This is a genomic window from Pseudomonas protegens, from assembly GCF_003732485.1.
In the GTDB taxonomy this organism is placed as follows: Bacteria; Pseudomonadota; Gammaproteobacteria; order Pseudomonadales; family Pseudomonadaceae; genus Aquipseudomonas; species Aquipseudomonas protegens_B.
This window is the reverse complement of sequence record NZ_MOAK01000089.1, coordinates 60,653-79,656: the sequence shown is the minus strand read 5'-3', so window position 1 is coordinate 79,656 and position 19,004 is coordinate 60,653. Positions and strand designations below refer to the sequence as shown.

General features: G+C 59.7%; 18 protein-coding genes and 1 pseudogene. 12 read left to right on the top strand and 7 right to left on the bottom strand.

The window, feature by feature from the left end:
• The 3 genes from BLX41_RS32145 to BLX41_RS32130 all read left to right on the top strand — a co-directional run.
• The coding region (locus tag BLX41_RS32145; RefSeq protein ID WP_185073899.1) for an enoyl-CoA hydratase/isomerase family protein at positions 1-531 on the top strand (531 nt) is incomplete at its 5' end.
• 9 nt (positions 532-540) lie between these two features.
• Complete coding sequence (locus BLX41_RS32140) at positions 541-2,169, top strand: AMP-binding protein (protein WP_123728118.1); 1,629 nt, start codon at positions 541-543, stop codon at positions 2,167-2,169.
• Positions 2,170-2,605: 436 nt separating this feature from the next.
• Positions 2,606-3,460, top strand: coding sequence for an MBL fold metallo-hydrolase (locus BLX41_RS32130; RefSeq protein WP_123728117.1), 855 nt, complete (start codon positions 2,606-2,608; stop codon positions 3,458-3,460).
• 178 nt (positions 3,461-3,638) lie between these two features.
• Here BLX41_RS32130 and BLX41_RS32120 read toward each other — a convergent pair whose 3' ends face one another.
• Positions 3,639-4,490, bottom strand: coding sequence for an aminoglycoside adenylyltransferase family protein (locus tag BLX41_RS32120; protein ID WP_123728116.1), 852 nt, complete (start codon positions 4,488-4,490; stop codon positions 3,639-3,641).
• Positions 4,491-4,754: 264 nt separating this feature from the next.
• On the opposite strand from BLX41_RS32120, the gene BLX41_RS32110 reads away from it, so the two are divergent.
• Positions 4,755-5,186 (top strand): helix-turn-helix domain-containing protein, encoded by a 432-nt coding sequence (locus tag BLX41_RS32110; RefSeq protein WP_123728115.1) that lies wholly within the window; start codon positions 4,755-4,757, stop codon positions 5,184-5,186.
• Between the two features lie 46 nt (positions 5,187-5,232).
• Here the strand turns inward: BLX41_RS32110 and BLX41_RS32105 are convergent.
• Positions 5,233-5,409, bottom strand: a pseudogene (locus BLX41_RS32105) (efflux RND transporter permease subunit); the annotation flags it as partial.
• Positions 5,410-5,612: 203 nt separating this feature from the next.
• Here BLX41_RS32105 and BLX41_RS32100 point away from each other — a divergent pair.
• Entirely contained in the window at positions 5,613-9,938 is a 4,326-nt protein-coding gene (locus tag BLX41_RS32100; RefSeq protein ID WP_123728114.1) for a YCF48-related protein, read from the top strand.
• A gap of 16 nt (positions 9,939-9,954) precedes the next feature.
• On the opposite strand, the gene BLX41_RS32095 is transcribed toward BLX41_RS32100, so the two are convergent.
• From BLX41_RS32095 to praB, 3 genes are all read right to left on the bottom strand, one after another.
• Complete coding sequence (locus tag BLX41_RS32095) at positions 9,955-10,788, bottom strand: enoyl-CoA hydratase/isomerase family protein (RefSeq protein ID WP_123728113.1); 834 nt, start codon at positions 10,786-10,788, stop codon at positions 9,955-9,957.
• A gap of 156 nt (positions 10,789-10,944) precedes the next feature.
• Positions 10,945-11,892, bottom strand: coding sequence for an ABC transporter substrate-binding protein (locus BLX41_RS32090; RefSeq protein ID WP_123728112.1), 948 nt, complete (start codon positions 11,890-11,892; stop codon positions 10,945-10,947).
• A 198-nt stretch (positions 11,893-12,090) separates the two neighbouring features.
• A complete protein-coding gene (gene praB / locus BLX41_RS32085) occupies positions 12,091-12,582 on the bottom strand; it encodes an alkane oxidation protein activator PraB (RefSeq protein ID WP_123728111.1) in 492 nt (163 codons plus the stop codon).
• Positions 12,583-12,925: 343 nt separating this feature from the next.
• Here praB and BLX41_RS33950 point away from each other — a divergent pair, with 343 nt between their 5' ends.
• Positions 12,926-13,087, top strand: a complete 162-nt coding sequence (locus tag BLX41_RS33950) for a hypothetical protein (protein WP_185073897.1) — start codon at positions 12,926-12,928, stop codon at positions 13,085-13,087.
• Positions 13,088-13,131: 44 nt separating this feature from the next.
• Entirely contained in the window at positions 13,132-13,713 is a 582-nt protein-coding gene (locus BLX41_RS32080) for a helix-turn-helix domain-containing protein (protein ID WP_185073903.1), read from the top strand.
• A gap of 71 nt (positions 13,714-13,784) precedes the next feature.
• Here BLX41_RS32080 and BLX41_RS32075 read toward each other — a convergent pair whose 3' ends face one another.
• Positions 13,785-14,288, bottom strand: coding sequence for a hypothetical protein (locus BLX41_RS32075; protein ID WP_185073895.1), 504 nt, complete (start codon positions 14,286-14,288; stop codon positions 13,785-13,787).
• Between the two features lie 396 nt (positions 14,289-14,684).
• Between BLX41_RS32075 and BLX41_RS32070 the strand changes: the two genes are divergently transcribed.
• From BLX41_RS32070 to BLX41_RS32050, 5 genes are all read left to right on the top strand, one after another.
• Positions 14,685-15,491 carry a helix-turn-helix domain-containing protein gene (locus tag BLX41_RS32070; RefSeq protein WP_123728109.1) on the top strand — a complete coding sequence of 269 codons (807 nt, stop codon included), beginning with the start codon at positions 14,685-14,687 and terminating at the stop codon, positions 15,489-15,491.
• An 82-nt stretch (positions 15,492-15,573) separates the two neighbouring features.
• Positions 15,574-16,212 carry a LysE family translocator gene (locus BLX41_RS32065; RefSeq protein ID WP_123728108.1) on the top strand — a complete coding sequence of 213 codons (639 nt, stop codon included), beginning with the start codon at positions 15,574-15,576 and terminating at the stop codon, positions 16,210-16,212.
• A 191-nt stretch (positions 16,213-16,403) separates the two neighbouring features.
• A complete protein-coding gene (locus BLX41_RS32060) occupies positions 16,404-16,820 on the top strand; it encodes an NUDIX hydrolase (RefSeq protein ID WP_123728107.1) in 417 nt (138 codons plus the stop codon).
• Between the two features lie 226 nt (positions 16,821-17,046).
• Positions 17,047-17,652, top strand: coding sequence for an SCO family protein (locus tag BLX41_RS32055; protein ID WP_123728136.1), 606 nt, complete (start codon positions 17,047-17,049; stop codon positions 17,650-17,652).
• The gene (locus tag BLX41_RS32050; RefSeq protein ID WP_123728106.1) at positions 17,652-18,131 is read left to right on the top strand and encodes a copper chaperone PCu(A)C; all 480 of its coding nucleotides are present in this window, start codon (positions 17,652-17,654) and stop codon (positions 18,129-18,131) included. The genes BLX41_RS32055 and BLX41_RS32050 overlap by 1 nt, the downstream gene beginning before the upstream one ends.
• Before the next feature lie 107 nt (positions 18,132-18,238).
• Here BLX41_RS32050 and BLX41_RS32045 read toward each other — a convergent pair whose 3' ends face one another.
• The gene (locus tag BLX41_RS32045; protein ID WP_123728105.1) at positions 18,239-18,856 is read right to left on the bottom strand and encodes a class I SAM-dependent methyltransferase; all 618 of its coding nucleotides are present in this window, start codon (positions 18,854-18,856) and stop codon (positions 18,239-18,241) included.
• Positions 18,857-19,004: the final 148 nt, after the last annotated feature.

The following is a 19,004-nucleotide window of genomic DNA, read 5'->3' as shown; positions in this document are numbered from 1 at the left end:
AAGCAGATGGATGAAGATCAGATCCGCGCTCGACGCATCAAAGCCTTCGCCTTGTATGCCGCATTGGAAGACCTACCGATCCCGGTGATTGCGGTGATACAGGGCCCGGCGGTGGGTTCCGGCTGCGAAATTGCCAGCGCCTGTGACTTCATCGTCGCCAGTGACCTGGCTAGCTTCCGTTACCCGGAGGCCCGTTGGGGCACGGTCGGCGCTACTCAGCGGCTGCCACGCATAGTCGGTAGGAGAATAGCCAAGGAACTGATGTTCACGGGGCGTGAAGTCGGTGCCGAGGAAGCCAAGTCCATCGGTTTGGTCAATCAAGTGTTACCTCACGCTGAGTTCGATAGCTATATCGAGGGACTGGCACAGGAGATCGCCTCGGCGCCGACTCATGCCATCCGCAGTGCCAAGCGCACCATCGACAAAGGCGCGGATGACAGCCGTTTTGGCGCACTAGCCCACGAGATCCTCGCCATTGAGGAAAATCTGACTGAAGGCACCTGGCGTGCCGGCATGACATCTTTCGTCTGAGAAATCCCCATGACCATATCGACTTCCCCGCTGCCCGGTCCCCTGTGGACAGTATTGAATGACATTGCCCGGCACCATCCCGACAACGACGCGTTAATTGCCGAAGACGGCCGCCTGAGCTATCGCCAATTACTCGAACAGGTGGATAACACTGCTCGCGCCATGCTCGGCTTAGGCCTGCAAAGGGGTGAGCATATCGGTCTGCTGATGGGCAATTCCGTGCAATGGGCGGTGCTTTGGTACGCGGCGGCTTCGCTCGGGTTGGTCTGCGTACCTTTCAATACCCGCTTCCGCAGCGAAGAGCTCAGTTATGGCCTGGCCCACGAAGATGTTCGGGCGCTGTTCTGCGTCGATACGTTCCTCGACAAGATCGACTTTGTCGACATGCTCGGGGACGTCGAACCTGCGATAAACACTACGCTGCCGGGGATCCATTTGCCGCTGCTGCAGCATCTGGTGGTTTTTGGTCAACGAGTACCTGGCGCAGGCTTGAGCGAGACCGATTTTCTTCAACTCGGCGCCAATATCCAGCCCACTGAATTTGCAGCAGCCTGCACGCAGGTCGAGCCCGACGATACTTTGTTGATCCAATTCACTTCGGGAACTACGGCTTTTCCGAAAGGAGTGATGCTCAGCCATGCCTCGATGCTTGGAATTGCCAAGTGTGTGGCCGAACGCATGGGCGTGCGCTCAGAAGATCGCTACTTCAGCCCACGACCGTTCTACCATGTAGCCGGCAGCACCATGTCGTTGCTGGTCGCACTGGTTCATGGCGCCACTCTGGTCACTGCCGCGACTTTCGATCCGGCTCAGGCATTGGGGATCATGGAGCGCGAGCAGTGCACACTGACCTCGGGTAACGACACCATGTTTCTGATGATGCTGGCCGAGCCTGGCTTCAACTCTCATCGACTGTCTCTACGTGGCGGTTGGGCGGCAGCCAGCCCGCAGATCCTTCACGAGGTCGTCGAGAAGATGGGCGCCAAGGACATTTGCAACGCGTACGGTCTCTCGGAAGCCTCACCGAACCTGGTCTGCTCTGATTACCGCGAGCCGCTGGAGTTGCGTCTCAACGGCTCCATGACCACCCACGCGGGGCTGGAAATCCAGGTCCGCGACCCCGCCAACGGTCAACCAATGCCGCCCGGCCAACCGGGTGAAATCTGTGCCCGCGGCTGGAGCCTGATGAAGGGCTACTACAAGCTGCCTGAACAAACCGCAGCCACCCTGAGCGAAGGCTGGCTGCAAACGGGGGACCTCGGAACACTCTCCAAAGACGGCCGCCTGCAGTTTATTGGTCGACTCAAGGACATGTTCCGGGTCGGGGGGGAGAATGTCTCGCCGCTGGAAGTCGAGCAGGTGCTGCTAAAACACCCCGCTGTAGAGCTGGCACAAGTGGTCGGCGTGCCGGACCCGCGACTGGGAGAAGTCCCCGCCGCCTATGTCACCCTCAAGCAGGGAAACCGCGCCAGCAGCGAAGAGTTGATCGCGTTCTGCAAGGCACGCTGCGCAAACTTCAAGGTGCCGCGCTATCTGTGCATCGTCGAAGAGTTCGAGAGCATTGGCATGACAGGATCGAGCAAAATTCAAAAGAACCGATTACGCGAGCATGCTATTACGCAATTCAGCCTGAGCTGACCGTGAGAAAGCCCGGTATCGGATGATACCGGGCGACTGGGTTTGCGATCTAAGCATATTTTGCGGATAGCGCTCACACTTGAAAGCGCGAGGGCCGGAAGTTACTCAGTAACGGCATTGACTCGGCACCTTTCAATTCGGCACGAATGGCCTTGAGAGCCTTGAGCCCGATGGCAACGGGCCATTTTCTTCCGTATCGTCCATATAGTCTTCAACTGCAATCAATGTGCGAGTTCCAGCTTGACGAGCTTCCATTTCAGAACTTGACACAGTTCCGTTTAAAAGATCATTGGATACGTCAAGTTGAATAATAATCGCAGGGGATGAAAGAATGGGCAGATGCATGCCTTAATGAGGGACGCGCCTAACCATTCATTCAAGCCGAACTGGCTTCGCCAGTCGGCTTGATTCAGGCGTTAGCACGATAGGAGTTCATATGAAAAAGTGGAGTGCTTTTCTGCTCTTATTGACTTCAGTTTTTGCAAGAGCAAATGAAGGCTTTCAAGAAATGAATGATAAAAACGGGTATGTTGAACCCTTTCAAATGTTTGACGACGTGTACTACGTCGGAGATAAATGGGTATCCTCTTACGCAGTAGAAACTACTGCAGGGCTAGTTATTATTGATACGTTAGATTTCCCTTATTCAAAATGGATACCGATCAGCCTCAAAAAGTTAGGTTTAGAAGAGAAGCCCGTCACTCATATTTTCGCTACTCACGGGCATTCTGATCATGTTGGAGGAGCGCAATACCTTCAGGCAAAGTATGGTTCCAAGGTGGTTATGAGCTTGAAAGGTCATGAACTAGCCATAAAGCAAGCCGAGAAGAGCAAAGGGGTTAATAAATTTTTACCCCCTCGTGTGGATCTTATTGTTAAAGATGGTATGACTCTCGAGATTGGAGGGAAACAATTTAAATTCTACATTACACCAGGTCATACCGAGGGTGACTTTTCTTTAGACTTTATGGTTCAAGATAACGGCGCATTACATCGCGCATTCGTCGTCGGCGGGCACAGTTTGAGTGCTAAAAAACCAGAGTTGACAAATCAATTTTTCGCAAGCATGGATAGAATTAGAGAGATTGCACTAATACCTCCTGTAGTGACTGTAAACTTGGCAAATCACCCACATAAAAATAATTTATTCGCTAATCGTGATAGGCGAAATAACGGCGCAGTAACCAATCCATTTGTAAGCAAGTACAACTTTTTATACTTCTTAGAGCTGCAGGAAGGTTTGGCCAAAGAAAAAATCAGTGAATTGGCGCAACCGATTAAATCCAATTGAATCTCAGCGCAATAAGTAACAGCGCTATAGCGAAAAATATTACTAACAAGCAATTCAAAAAATTCGTAACGCTCCAAAAGAACGAGCCGCCTTGGAGCTTGTTGAGGCAATTACATTGGTCTCTGTCGGCCAAGTACCCGATGATATCTACGAACAAGCCACAGCAAACCTTACTTGCTCAAGTGTTGGCGGATTTATTGTCATTGTAAAAGCTTGCTCTGCTATTCGCCGGGGTAAGCGTCCGAGCCAGCCAAAACAACTCATTGATGCGCGCGAGCAGGTGCTCGGCCAGCATTTTTGCATCACTAGACCGATTGACCCAGTCGTCGATGATTTCTCCCAAGTAAGCCCTGCGCGCATAGTCCAAGGTCGCGGCCTCTTGATCGGGAATCAAGGGGATCGCCCAGGCTGCTGCTGCATCCTTCGGGACAAACTCCCCGGTGCTGGCCGTACGCCATATTCTGGCAAGTGTGAGCAGGACGTTCCGCTCGTCCCCTCGCAACCCTTCCAGTAACGCCGGAAGCATATCCCGCATCGCCTGACGGACTTGCTGCAGAGGTATCTCAGGCAGAAGCTTCGACGCCTTTTGGCCGAACAGGGGGATAGCTTGCTGCCTGGCTTGCGCGAGGACGATTGTGTATTCAGGATCACTCGAACGTATTGACCTTTCGCCCGCCTCAAACCCACCTCGCAACCATTCGCCATAAATGAACTCGGCTCGTGCCGGGAAACATGGCTCGAACAAGTCAGACAGGCGAAAAACTACGACCTCGACACAGCGAGGACCTCCTGGGGGCGCGGGATGCCGATTGGAAATATGCAACAGAGCGGCTAACAGGTCACTGCGCTGATCGTCGGTTATGCCACGATCGACAATAACCAGGAGGTCAAGATCGCTCTGGACTCGAAGTCCTCCCGACACAGCCGATCCGTGTAAATACACGGCGACCAGCGCGTCCCCAAGTACGCGCCATAATGTCGCTGCGACCTCCCGAACTTGATTAGTATTGCCTAGTATATTTTCTTGCATCGCCCGTTCAACCCTTTGAACATCTTGCCGAAACTCTGCTTACTTCGAAGCCCAGGTAATCACCACAGCAGACAGGTAGAGGCCAACGCCAAAAGCCTTCATGAGCAACATCCACAAATCCATGACGACGGTAGCCCCAGCCCCCAACAAAACAACGTGCAAAACCACTTCCACCGATGTCATATCTACCATTTGCTCATGGACCCATTCATCTTGCGCAGGCATCATAGAAGTTGAAGTCAACTTCAAGTCAATGGTCTACCAATGGATATCACTGAGGTCGTCAAACGCACGGGTATTGCTGCCCACACATTGCGTTTTTATGAAAAAAAGGGGCTGATCACATCAGTCAGCCCACCCGGAGCTCGCCGTCAGTTTGCATCTGCTGTGGTTGAGCAGTTAGCGGTTATCGCACTCGGACAGGCAGGTGGTCTCTCGTTGGACGAAATACAGGCCATGCTTTCACCGAATGGTCAGGCCAATGTGGATAGAGCTGTACTGTTGGCAAAGGCCGATGAGATTGATGCGAGCGTCAAACAGTTGCAGGCGATGAGTCGGGGATTGCGGCACGCGGCCGCATGCCCTGCCCCCAGCCACGCACAATGTCCGAACTTTCGTCGATTACTCAAAATCGCGGCAACCGGCGCCTTCAAGCGCGACAGGCAGACGGCCATTCGGCCATCCTTCCACCAATGAATTCCCCTCCTTTCGATCCAGCTCGGTGAACGAGGTCAATCGTCGTAGAGTTCTTCGTGACAATACCCATCAGCATCAGGATGCCGATCATCGCGGGCAGCTCGAGTGCTGGGCCATAGAGCAGCAGGCCCGCAACGGCACCACCGATGGACAGAGGCAGCGCGACCAGGATTGTGATGGGCGGCAGGAAGTCCTTGAACAGCAGCACAAGCACGGCATATACCATCAGACTGAATAGACTCTCTACATCCCCTCTTGCCTTGCACTTTATAGGTTTTACTTATAACCAAACTAAACAATCATTTAGTTAAGTTATATAAATGCATGGCTTTTGAGTACACCCGATACGGCTGCGCCAAAGTCAACTATTACTAGTTGACCAGGCTGGTTCTTTGTTTCGGGACAGCTGATGCAGGGAGCGAAAACATGGACGTTCGAAAGGCAACTCCTGCTGGGCAACGGGCAAGATTGCCGCTGAATATGCGCCCCTCCCTGGGCTTTCTCGCGTTGCTGTTGCTGGGCATTACTGTGGTCACGGCGTGGTGGCAGGCGCCTTCGGTTTATCCCGTCCGGCATGACGCTACATTCCTCGAGTGGCTCACCACGCCCGTTGAACGAAATGCCGCCCTCCGCCTGCCAGCGCTGCCCTCCTCCTTGACCTCGGTCACCGTGGTTGCCGCCGATAAAGCGTGGGCCGTGGGCTTGGGCGGCAGCATCATGAGCACTTCCGATGCCGGCAAGACCTGGAAGCCCCATAGGCCTGTTGTCGCGGCCAATCTGCGCAGTGTGAGCTTTCAGCCCGACGGGCAACGGGGCTGGATAGTCGGTGACGGCGGCACCATTCTGAGCACTGACAATGCCGGCGCCGATTGGAAGGTTCAGTCCTTGAATCCCGGGAGTGAAGGATTGATCGATCTGGTCAGCGTCGAAGTGAATCCGCGCACTGCTCAGGTCTGGGCCGTCAGTGGCTCTGGAGTTGTACTGTCCCGTGAAGCGGACAATGACGAAGCAAGCTGGACGCGAAGTGGCGTCCAGGGTTCGGGAGTATCTTCGATACATTTCAGCGCAGATGGCCGTTATGGCTGGATTACGGGCAAAGGCTCGATCTTGTTCACTCGCAATCAGGGCCTGTCATGGAATGAGTCCTTCATGGGCCAGCCTCTGGGCACGCCTGACCGCCAGGCTCCCCAATTCAAGGCTCTGTGGTTCGTCGGGCAGTACGGCTGGGCGGTCGGTGAAAACGGCACCATTGTCAGTTCGTCAAACCACGGGGCCAGTTGGTCGACGCCCCATGCCTTAGCAACCCAGGTCACTCTGAACACCATCACCGGCAGCGCTGAAGGACTATGGGCCGCCGGGGACCAGGGCACTCTGCTGTTCAGCGCCGATGGTTTCACCTGGAGCGCAGTCGACAGCGGAACCTATGCAGAGCTGCGCAGCCTGTCGTTCTTTGGCCCCCTGCGCCAGGACTTCAGTAGCCGTGCGTACCGGCCGGCATCCCCTGGTCCAAAGCGCCATCGGCTGATGTGTGACGGTCGCAACTTTCCGGGCAACAACCCCTTTGCGGTGCCCTCGCCCGCAGATTCCGCTCAGTTCGTCATGCCGCCTATACCGGAGCCCATGGCTCCTGCACCGGCGGACCTGCAATTGGATCGGAACCTGCTGGCGCAAGCTGTGAGAAGTGGCGCGGGCATCGCCGTGGGTGACGCGGGCACGGTCATCACCGGCGCCGGTAGCGGTTCGAGCTCCTGGGTTCCTCTGACCAGTGCCGCGCACATGCTGTTGCGCAGCGTCCAGGTCAGTGCCGACGGCAACACCGTGGTGGCGGTCGGCGAGTCTGGCGCCATCCTCAGTTCCAGCAATGGCGGCGGAAGCTGGGACAGCAGCACGCCTATTGCCCACAACCGCCTGAATGGATTGAGCCTGCTGGACAACGGCAGCCGCGCCTGGGCTGTGGGCGACAACGGCAAGATCCTCGCCAGCGACGATGCCGGGGTCAGTTGGAGAGTCCAACCCAGCACGACCCAAAGCGATCTACTGCAGATTGATTTTGCGCAGAACGGTAGCGTAGGGGTCGCAGTCGGGCGCAACCTCAGCCTTCTTTTTACCCGCGACGGCGGCACTACCTGGCGCCAGGCCGGGTTGCAGAAGGCAAGCGACAAGAGTCCGATCCCCGAAGACGGTGCCTTCAAGGCGGTGCATCTGGATGCTGATGGCAACCGGGCCTGGGCCGTGGGCAACCAGGGCTTGATTGCCAGCAGTGACAACGCCGGCGAAACCTGGCGCGTCATAAGCATGCTGCCTTCACCCTTGACGATGTCTTCCGATACCGGGCTCGTAGCCTTGGCGATGAACCTGAGCGCCATCGAGTTCCTGGCCGATGGCCGCACCGGTTGGGTCGCCGGTGACAACGGCATGATTGCCAAGACCCTCGACGGTGGAGACCTTTGGCGAGTCAAGCATCGGCTGGCCGGACTTTCCCTGACCGATCTGCATATGCACAAGGACGGTCGCCAGGGCTGGGTCAGCGCCAATGGCGGGGTGATCCTGGCGACTCAGGATGGGGGCGAAACCTGGAGCCCGGTGCACAGCGCAGTCGGCTCGACACGCCTGGCCCTGGCCATGGACCAGTCTGGCAAGACCGGTTGGGCGGTTGGCTACCCTCCCGCCTTGCTGCACACCACTGATAACGGCCACACGTGGAAAGCCGTGAACTGGCCACTGCGCCATGGACAATATCCGGCGCCCTGGTTCTGGTTCGCGGTAGCGCTTTGCGCGCTGTTGGTGTGGCTGATGTTCAATTCCGGCTCCACTGAGAACGAAACCGGCGCCGCCGCCATCGCGGCCACCGACGCGCCCACCGAGGACAGCGACAAGGACTCCCTGGGGGTGTCGCCCCTGGCGCGAGGCATCTCTCGTTTCCTGCGCAACACAAGGACCGAACCGCCATTGACCCTGGCCATTTCCGGTGGCTGGGGCTCAGGCAAGAGCAGTCTGATGGCCCTGATCTGCCAGGACCTGCGGCGCTACAAATACCGGCCTGTCTGGTTCAACGCCTGGCATCACCAAAGCGAAGAGCAACTGCTGGCAGCGCTGTTCAACGCCATCTGCAAACAGGGCCTGCCTTCACTGTTGTCCCTGGACGGTTGGGCGTTTCGCTTGCAGCTGTTGTGGATCAGGTCACGCCGGCACCTGGTACTGGCCCTGGTACTGATTGCGTCCGCCTCATGCCTGGTCGGCTATCTGCTGACCCACAACCTCGATGAATGGACAAACCTGTGGGTGTCGATCCAGAGCCTGATGGCCCGTGAAGGCAAGGCTCAGCCCTTGAGTGGCGGTGATATCGGCAAGCTGTTTGGGCAACTGGCCACCGGCGTGGTTACCTTCAAGTCACTGTTTGCCTCGATGACCGCCTTTGGGGTCAGTCCGGCGACACTGCTATCCAGTACGGCCTCGCGCTTCAGCACGAGCACCGCACAAAACCAGACCAGCTTTCGTACCACCTTCGCCAACCAGTTCTCTGAAGTGACCCAGGCCCTGCCGTACCGGACCGTGATCGTTATCGACGACCTGGATCGGTGTCGCCCGGAAATCATCCTGACCATCATGGAAGCGGTGAACTTCCTGGTCACTTCCGGTAGCTGCTTCGTGATTTTCGGCATGGACACCTGTTACATACGCACCGCCCTGGGGCTGCACTTCGAGAAGTTTGCCGATGAGCTGGCGCTGCGTCAGAAGCGCGACCGTCCCGACAACCCCGAACCCTCGGCGGCGGAACGCCGCTGGAACTATGCCGGCAACTACCTGGAAAAACTGGTGAACCTGGAGATCCAGGTGCCCCAGCACAAAGACCTGTCGCCGCTGCTGCGCTCGGCCCCGGGCGACAACGCCCAGACCCAGAGCTTTATCCGCAAGAGCCTGCATTTCTGGCCTTTTTATCTGTTCGCCCTGGTCATTACACTTGGCTTCGCCGCTGGCAAATTCGTGCAATTGCCCAGCGCCCAAGCTCCCGGGCCGACGCCCTCGGCGAAGGTCACGCCTCTTCAGCAACCCCCTGCCCCGACCCTGACGGCGCCCTCCTCCCCTGCTCCCAGCGCGGCGCTTTCCAGCCCGGCTCCCGGGGCCAATGACAGCGCCAGGCCCATCATCCTGCGCGAATTGCAGATCCAAGAGAGCGCCGCTCATCCACTGGCTATCTGGAGCCTGGCGGCGGCACTGCTGCTGTTTGTGCTCTTTAGCTGCAGCCTGGGCTTGTACCGGTTGCGCACGAGCATGCGCCAAGTGAACGACTCGGGGGCGTTCAACGAGGCCCTGAGCGTATGGCTGCCGGTGGTGCGCAGACGCCACACCACCCCCAGGGCAATCAAGCGCTTTATCAATCGCATTCGCTACCTGGCCATGCTGCAGCAAGGAGAGAAACTGGATCGCTCCCTGATCGATGAACTGCTCAAACGCCCGCCCGGCACTTACCAGTCACGCAGCCGGGCGGTGAGCGAGCATCGGCTGGTGGCACTGGGCGCGTTGCACGAGCTCTACAACGAAGCCTGGCGCGAGACCGTCAAGGCTTGTCCCAGCGATATCTCGCAGGTGATCGATGACTACAGAAGCCGCACCCAATCCAAATGGCCTCCGGAGGATGCAGAGCTCGATGCCTTCGAAAGTTCGCTGCAAGGGGTCCGGGTCGCCGGAGAAGTGGACGTCCTCCCCAGCGCCGACAACACCGCGAGCCACCACGCCTCGCAGAAGGCCTGACACATAGGGCCTGGCCTCAATCCCTGACAATGCCCGGCGTCCTTGGGGCTTGCCGAACCCCGCGATCAGGGTGATCGCGCTCGATGAACTGACGCAATCCTTCCCGGGTTTCAGGGGCGTGGATCGAGCGATTGAAGCACTGGGCCTCGATCTTCAAGCCCTCGGCCAAGGGCAATCCGTAGCCGCGAATGGCCGCTTCCTTGTCCGAGCGCATCGCCGGCTGCGGCAGGCCGGCCAGCACCTGGGCCAGTTCCAGCGCGCGCTTGAGGGAGCGCCCGCTGGGCACTATTTCGTTGACCAGGCCGATGCGATACGCCTCTTGGGCATCGATCACCTTGCCCGTCAAAATCAGTTCCATGGCCCGACCCATGCCGACAATCCGTGGCAAGCGCTGGGTGCCGCCGTCCGCCAGGCCGATGTTCCAGCGGCGGCAGGTGACACCGAACGAGGCGTGCTCTTCGGCGATGCGCATATCGGCAAAACAGGCCCACTCCAGGCCACCGGCATAGGCCACGCCATTGACCGCGGCGATCACCGGTTTGTAGACGTCGACCCAGCGGCTGGGGCCAATGATTCCTGGGCGCTCGCCGCGATCATGGGCGGCCATTTCCTCCGCGTTCGAGGGCACCAGCTGTGCGGCGGCCTTGAGGTCGCCGCCGGCACAAAAGGCTCGATCGCCGGTGCCGGTAATGATCGCCACCAGGGCCGTGTCGTCGTCGCGAAAACGCGTCCAGGCGTCGATCAATTCACGGTGGGTCACGGGGCCGATGCAGTTGCGCTGCTCGGGGCGATTGAAGCGGATGACCACTACGGGTCCTTGCTGCTCGTAGGCGATTTCCTTGAAGTTCATGGCAGTTCCTGTTGCAGGTCGTGGCACGGTTGAGCGAAATCCGGATTGCAGTATAGGCAGCCCTGGCTTTTCTCCCGGCGTTCACCGGCCCTGGCGCCGGAACCGGTCCCCCTGGACGCCTTCATTGGCAAGCCTGCGCCTGTAAAAATCGAGGAATCAATCCGCCAGGGCTTGCTGGAACGAATGATCAATCAGCGGCGCGGTGGCCAAAGGCGCCGGCAAGGCCTTGACCTTGAACAGGAAGTCCGCGGTGCTTTGCAGGTCCGAGGCCGCCTGCGGGTCCACCGGGCCCAGGGTCAGGTGGGCCTGGCGCAACCAGTGGCGGGAGACACTCTGGTCGAGGTTGGCTTTCTTCGCCCACAGATCGGCGTACTCATCGGTGTGGGTGTCGACCCACTGCCGGGCCTTTTTCAGGCGCACGAGAAAGTCGGCAATGGCTGCGCGCTTGCTGTCGACGGCCGCAGTGGACGCCGCCACGGCACTGAGACCGGGCATCAGGTTGCGGGCCGTGAGGATCGGACGCGCACCGGAGAACACGATCTGCTGGGAAATGTAGGGTTCCCACACCGGGAACGCATCGATACCGCCCTGGGGCAAGGCCGCAGCGGCGTCGATGGGCATCAGCTTGACGAAGTCCACATGGTTTTCCGGCAGGCCGGCCTGCTCCAGGGCGCGCAGGGTCAGTTGCTGGCTCCAGGCGCCGGGCCAATAGGCGACTTTCTTGCCCTTGAGGTCGGCGATGCTTTGCACCGGTGAATCCTTGGGTACCAGCAGCGCAATGGTGTCCGGGTTCTGCCGGGACACACCGATCAGCTTGACTGGTGCCTGCTTGGCCGCGAGAAACACAAAGCCCGAGTCACCGAGAAAACCCAGGTCCAGCGCGCCGGTATTCAGGGCCTCGGCCAGGGGCGCCGCTGCCTGGAAGTGCTTCCACTCAACCTTGTAGGGCGCACCTTCAAGTGCCCCGGAGGCCTCCACCGAGGCGCGGATGTTGTAGTAGTTCTGATCGCCGATATTCAATACCAGAGGTTCGGCGGCCTGGGCCAGGGGGGTGAGAAGCAAGGCACTGGCGAGTAATTCGCGCAGGCGTCGTGAGAGGTTCATGGGGGCGGTTCCTTGGACAAGGTTCAGGGGAATCACATAGACCATAACGGTCTTGATAGGCCGCCTTGAAATTCTCTTTTTGCATAAGCTAAGAGAGCCTTGAACTCACCCGGGCCTGCAGCCGGCCGCAGATGGCGTCGGGAATCCCGGGACCGAAGGCCCCGGGGCTGGTGCAACCGGGCTAGCCGCGACCGCGGATCAATACACCACCATCAACTGCGGTGAAATCACCACATCCAGGGAGATGAGCTTGCAATAGCCGCTCAGCGACTGGTTGGAGGCGTTAAAGCTGGAGGTGGCATTGTTCCATTGGATACGGATGGTATTGATCCCGCAGTTCGAGGAGGTTCCGTTCAGGGCCAGCCCCATCTCCGAAATGCCGCCGCTGAACTGGCTATCCATGTACATCGGCCAGGAAAGGCTCTTGGCCACCAGCAACGAGCAAAAAGGCGAGCTTCCCGAGAACCTGGCCGAAGTGATTTTGGCGCTGTACACCGGATTGACCGAACCGTCGATGCTGATGTTGCAGACGATCGTCTGCTGGAAGGTGGCGGGGGTTTGCAAACGGATGGTGCCATGCCCCTGGAAACTCCCCACGGGGGTGAAGTGCGGGTCGGCCAACGCGGGAGAGGCGACTGTGCTAGCCAGTATCAGTGCACTGGCGACAAACAGGCCATTCAGGTTTTTCATTGTTATTCCTCGCAGATAGGGCGATGGAGATCGCCGGGTAATGGCCGTGATCGAGAAGTCACGAGAAACGGCAGGACATCCCTTTCCAGCCAAATTTCAGAGCAATTACCGCTGCGCATGGGCAGCCAGGAGGTACGCGATAGCAACACATTCCGAGGGAATTCAAAATATACATTCAAAAATATTTTTTAATTTCGCCATTGCTTCGGTTCCGACCCTAGGGTCGTTGCGCCTTAATAGACCCGAAAAGAATTAATAAATGAATATTGATTATTTATGGCTATATGAATATCCACGTACTCTCAGCTCCACCGACTCCTCGTCATCACAGTGAGTGCCCACCATGCAGCCGACTGACAACCTCATCGACCTGGCCAGCTACCGCAAACGCAAACAGGCCCAGCAACGGGCACGGCTGATGTGGGAAATCTACGCGCGCAACGCCGCCTGCCAGGCCATGCAATGGGTTCAGGCCCAGCACGGCAATGAGACCCGCCACGGGTGAACGCTCAAGACCCCTCGCGCTTTCTGGCCAGCGATGCCGCGCCGCTGCATGCCCAGGACGAAGACCCCATCAGCCAGCGAGTCGCGCAGAACCTGCTGCGCCTGCGTGGCAAGCGCCATTTGTCCCTGGATGCCCTGGCCCGCCAGTGCGGCGTGAGCCGGGCGATGCTGGCGCAGATCGAGTCCGGGCGCAGCGTGCCGTCGATCAAGGTGCTGTGCAAAATCGCCAAAGGCCTGAAGGTTTCGGTGGCGGCCTTTCTTGAGCATCGGGCCTTCGAAGGGGTCGCGCTGCTCACGGCGAGCCAGAGCAAACGCCTGGTCAGCGCCAATGGCGCCTTCGTCAGCCGTGCGCTGTTTCCCTTCGACGTGGCGCGCCAATCGGAATTCTACGAGTTGCGTATCGCGCCCTTGGGTGAGGACCGCTGCGAAGGCCACGGCCCGGGAGTCCAGGAAAATCTGGTGGTGGCCCAGGGCGTGCTGGAAATCAGCGTCAACGAGGAGCGCTATCTACTGTCTCCGGGGGATTCGATCCTGTTCTACGCCGACCAGCCCCATCGCTATCGCAACCCGGCGGACAGCGAGGCCGTGGCCTATCTGGTGGTGACCCACCCCGAACGCCTGGACTGATCGGCCCAGGCAATAAAAAGCCCGGCGAGGGAGTCATCCCCGCCGGGCTTTGGCATGCAGCCGCTGCTGGCTTAACAGGTGCAGCACATCATCGGCATGCCATTGCAGCTCATCATCATCGGCATGCTGCAATCGTTCATCATCTTCATCATCAGGGCGCAGCAGTTCTTCATCATGTCCATGTTCATGCCGGCCATGGGCATCAGCTTGCACAGCATGCCGTCGGCCATCAGGGTGCATTCCATCACGCACTTCATCGACGGCATCGGCATGCCCATCATCGGCATGGGCATCATCATGTTCATCATCGGCATGGCCATGGCCGCCTGGGACATGCACAGCATGCTCATGTTGCCGCAGTGCATCATCATCGGCATGCCGCAGTTCATCATCATCTGCAGCATTTCGGCGCTGTTCTTGAACATCGCCATGTCCATGCCTGCGGCCGGCATCATCTTGCACTGCATGCCGTCTTCGAGCATCTCGCAGCTCATGGTCGCCATCATCATCGGCATGCCCATCATCGGCATCATCGGCATGGCGGTGTTCATTGGCATCTGCATGGCGTTCATCATGATCCTGTTCCCTGAAGTATCGATAGTTGGATGAAGCGAATGGAGCGGATTCTATGGAACGCCGCAGGGCCGGCAAGAGGGCGGTCCAGCAGCGGCGACGGCTGTCGCGGCCCGTTTTTCAACGTGGTTCAGCCGATAATTTCCGCTATGGCGTCGGGCTGCGTTCCATAACGGATGGAAATGGCTTTGCAGCGCCATTGCGCCTGCTTTGGATATGTGAAAAACAGCTATCTACATAACCCAGAGAAATAAACGTTCTAACCGAGCTCCCTTTTTTCACCGCCGCACTCCCGTAGAGGCCGGCTTGCCGGCGAACGGCTCCTCCAGTCCCACTGGCCTGCGCACAATCGTGCCTGTTAGCCTACCCGCCCGCTCCCCTGACCGCAGACCTGCACCATGACGCCTTCAGCGCAATTCTGGCGCGACCCGAACCTGCCCTACGTAGAAAGCCGTCGAGCCTGTGACAGCCGCGCCAACTACAGGGCCCACAGTCACCCGACAGTGTCCATCGGCGCTGTGGACCGTGGCGTCAGCCTGTTCAGCGGCGGTGCCGAGGCGCCAACCCTGATCCGGGCCGGCAGCGTGGTATTCGTCCCGGCCCATTGCGCCCACGCCTGCAATCCCCAGCCCGATACGGCCTGGAGCTACCAGATGCTGCACCTGGACCCACACTGGGTCGAAGGCGTGCGCCTGGAAGCGCAGCAGCCGGCAACGGTGCTTGACCAAGTGCGATTGAGCCACGATAGGGATCTGTACCAGCGTTTTTGCCGCCTCAACGACCTGCTGTTCTCCGCTGCCAGCTGGCAAGACAAGGAAACTGCGCTGATCGAGTTCATTGGCGATTTTCCGCTCCAGGGGCAGCCGGTGATTGCCCTGGCCGCCGACCCGGCCCGAGCCAGTGCCGGGGTGCGACGGGTCATGCAATTTCTGCAACAGGAAGCGCAACAGGCCCACCCTCTGCAGCGCTTGGCGACGCTGGCCGGCATCAGCCGCTACCAGCTGATCCGGGCCTTTCGCGCCGCCAGCGGGATGACGCCCCACGCCTACCAGTTGAACCAGCGCATCATCCAGGCCCGGACCTCGCTGCAGGCCGGCGAGCCCCCGGCGGCCCTGGCCCAGCGCCTGGGCTTTGCCGACCAGGCGCATTTTCAGCGAGTGTTCAAGGCCCATGTCGGGGTCACTCCGGGTTTGTACAAGCGCTGAAGGCCGCGCAATTTTCTTCAATACCCCAGTCCCGACGCCCAGCAGACTTCCTGCCCCTCAAGGTCTCTGGAAGTCTGCCTCCATGTTGCAACAGTTCCTGCTGGTCGCCGCTGCGCATTTTCTCGCCCTGCTCTCCCCCGGACCGGACTTTTTCCTGGTGGCGCGCCTGTCCATGGCCACCGGCTGGAAACCGGCCACCGGCGCCTGCCTGGGCATCGCCCTGGCCAACGGCCTGTTCATTGTCCTGGCCTTTGGCGGAGTCTCGGTATTGCGTGCCGACAGCGGGCTGTTCCTGGTGATCCAGCTGGCCGGTTGTGGCTACCTGCTGTACATGGGCTGGCTGTTCATCCGCTATGCCGGCGCCAGCGCCCTGGCAGCGGTGGATACCCCGGGCGACACCCGGGCGTTGAACCGGGCCACCTGGTGGCGCGGCCTGGGCATGGGCCTGCTCTCGGGCCTGCTCAACCCGAAGAACGCCCTGTTCTATGTCAGCCTGGCCTCCCTGGTGGGCACCCAGGCCAGCACCGCCTGGAAGCTGGTCTATGGCGTGTGGATGTTCAGCGTGGTGCTGCTGTGGGATCTGTTGGTGGCACTGGCCATTGGCAATGGCCGGGTGCGGGAGCGCTTCTCCCGGGCCCTGCCCTGGCTGGAACGAATCACCGGGGTGATCCTGATCCTCCTGGCCCTGGCAGTGATCGCAGCCACCCTGTTTCGCCACTGAGTCGAGCACTTGAGTCGGGCTCCAGGCCGGAGACTGAACCGGCTTGGAGCCCTGCGCCTTGAAAGTTACAAATAAACAACAAAGCAACACGCGGTTGTCATCCTTGACAGTCGATATTGTGCAAACCGCACATCAGCTGTCGGGCAGGACCACGGGCCTTGCCTCTCTCACCCACACACAGGAGCACTGCCATGCCACAACAGCCTCGCCTGGGATGCGGCGCCGCCATCGTCCGCGACGGCCAGTTACTCCTGGTCAAGCGCCTGCGGGACCCCGAAGCCGGTTGCTGGGGATTGCCCGGTGGCAAGGTCGACTGGCTGGAACCGGTGGAACAGGCCATGCGCCGTGAAATCCTCGAAGAGCTCGGACTGACCCTGCAAGGCGTCAGCCTGTTATGCGTGGCGGACCAGATCGACCCCGAACGCCAGGAACATTGGGTTTCCCCGGTGTACCTGGCCTCCGCCCCGGCCATGGAGCCGCGTAACAACGAGCCGCACAAGCACAGCGATATCGCCTGGTTCGAGCTGGACCGGCTGCCCAGGCCCCTGACCCTGGCCACCCGCGTCGCCGTGCGGGCGCTGGTGCAGATAGCGGCGCTGGAAGATTGAACGCGCATATCGTCCAAGGCCCAGAGGCTGATCGTCCAGGGCCTGGCGGCAACAGCGGTGCCCGCCTCCCGACCGCGATCGACATTGCCCTTGAGTCGGCACAATCCCCGATCCAGGCTGCGACCGATGGCCGCAGGCATTGGTCTAATTAGCCCGCCGCCGCTTTCGTCTGTTTGTTACCATGCGCGGGTTTTTGCCTGTCTGGCTGTTCAAAGGGCGTTATTTCATGAGTGTTTTGCTGACTCGCCGCACCCTGCTTACCAGCGCCGGGGTGCTCGGCCTGGGCCTGCTCGCCGGTTGCGACAACAGTCCCCGACTGTCCTTCAAATATGGCAAGGATCTGAGCAATCAGATTCTCGGCCGCACCTTCAAACTCACCGATTCCCAGGGCGAAACCAAGTCGCTGTCCAGCTACCGTGGTCTGATGCCGATGATCTTCTTCGGCTTCACCCAGTGCCCGGCGATCTGTCCCACCACCCTGGCCCGCGCCGTCCAGGCCAAGAAGCTCATGGGCCGCGACGGCGACCGCCTGAAAGTGGTGTTCATCACCCTGGACCCCGAGCGCGACACGCCAGAGGTGCTGGACGCCTACGTCAAGGCCTTCGACCCGAGCTTCGAGGCGCTCTACGGCACCCTGGAAGAAACTGCGGCCACCGCCAAGGAATTCGGCGTGTTCTACGAGAAGATCCCCAGCGGTTCGACCTACACCCTGTCTCACACCGCCACTAGCTTCGTCTACGACTCCCGGGGCACCTTGCGCCTGGGTCTGTCCCAGTCCCTCAACGCCCAAGAGTGCGCGGAAGATCTGCTCACCGTCATGGAGGTCTGCTAATGAACTCGCAACGTCGCCCATCCCGGATCAAATCCGCCCTGCTGATGCTCTCCCTGCTGGGCCTGGCCGGCACCGCCGGCGCCGCCACCCAGGTGGACAACGCCTGGGTCCGCGCCACCGTCCCTGGCCAGCATGCCAGCGGCGCTTTCATGGACCTCACCGCCAGCAGCGACAGCAAGCTGGTTGACGTGCAGTCGCCCGTGGCCAAGAACGTGCAGATCCATCAGTCGAGCATGCACAACGACGTGATGAGCATGCAGCAAGTGGACGCCGTGGCCCTGCCGGCCGGGCAGAAAGTCAGCCTGGACACCCACGGCTATCACGTGATGCTCATGGAGCTGGTGGGCCAGATCAAGGCCGGCGACAAAGTGCCCCTGACCCTGACCGTGGAAAACGCCAAGGGCGAGAAGGAAAGCATCAAGGTCGAAGCCCAAGCCCGAGCGCTGAATGCGCCGGATCACAGCATGATGAAGCACTGAGTGGCGTGAACGACAGTGCTCCCAGGGCCTGAAAAAGCCGGTTTCTGCTGAACAGAAACCGGCTTTTTTTGCCTCGGGCCTAGGCAAGAGACCCTGCGGCCTGAACCTCAATAAATCCCCCGTGCCAACCACACCGTCAGCCCACAACACTCCGGGTCTTCACTGATCTGCTGCACCACCTCGAAACCATGGGTGTCGAGCAAGGTACAGTATTCCCCCGGGTCCAGGCTGGCGTGGTACAGAGCCTCGCCTGCGAACTCGCCGATGGCCTCCCCTGCCACAGGTCCGCTGGTGAACATCAGGGCGCAGCCCGGGCCGGCGTGGCGTTCGAACACGGCGAACATGGCGCGCTGATCGTCCGGGCTCAGGTGGAACAGGCTGTTCCAGGCCAGGATGCCGGCAAAGTCCTGGTCCAGGGCCAGACCGCGCATGTCGGCGTTGATCCATTGCTGCTGGGGAAAGCGCCGGCGGCACAACTCCAGCAAGGCTGCGGAGCTGTCGACGCCGGTGACCGCGTATTCATGTTCGATGAGATAGCGCGCTACCGGCTCGCCACTTCCGCAACCCAGGTCCAGTACCTGCCGGCCCGAACCCATGACCTGGCGAAAGCGCTCGAACCAGGCTTGTTCGCTGTGAAAGGCCTGGGTGCTGGCCTGCCGCGCCCGGTCCCAGGCCTGGGCATGACGCTGGTACAGATCGACGATGTGACGGGCGGATTCGTGCATCCACAGGCTTCCTTGTGCCGTTCGGTAGTCGCGGATTACAGCACAGCAGCACCGGGCAAGGCGAAATTGGCGGTGCCATCGGGCCGCGAAAAGGCTGTCCCCGACGTCGCTCGATCCACTTGAAAAAAGACTGCTTCAAGTACGCCCT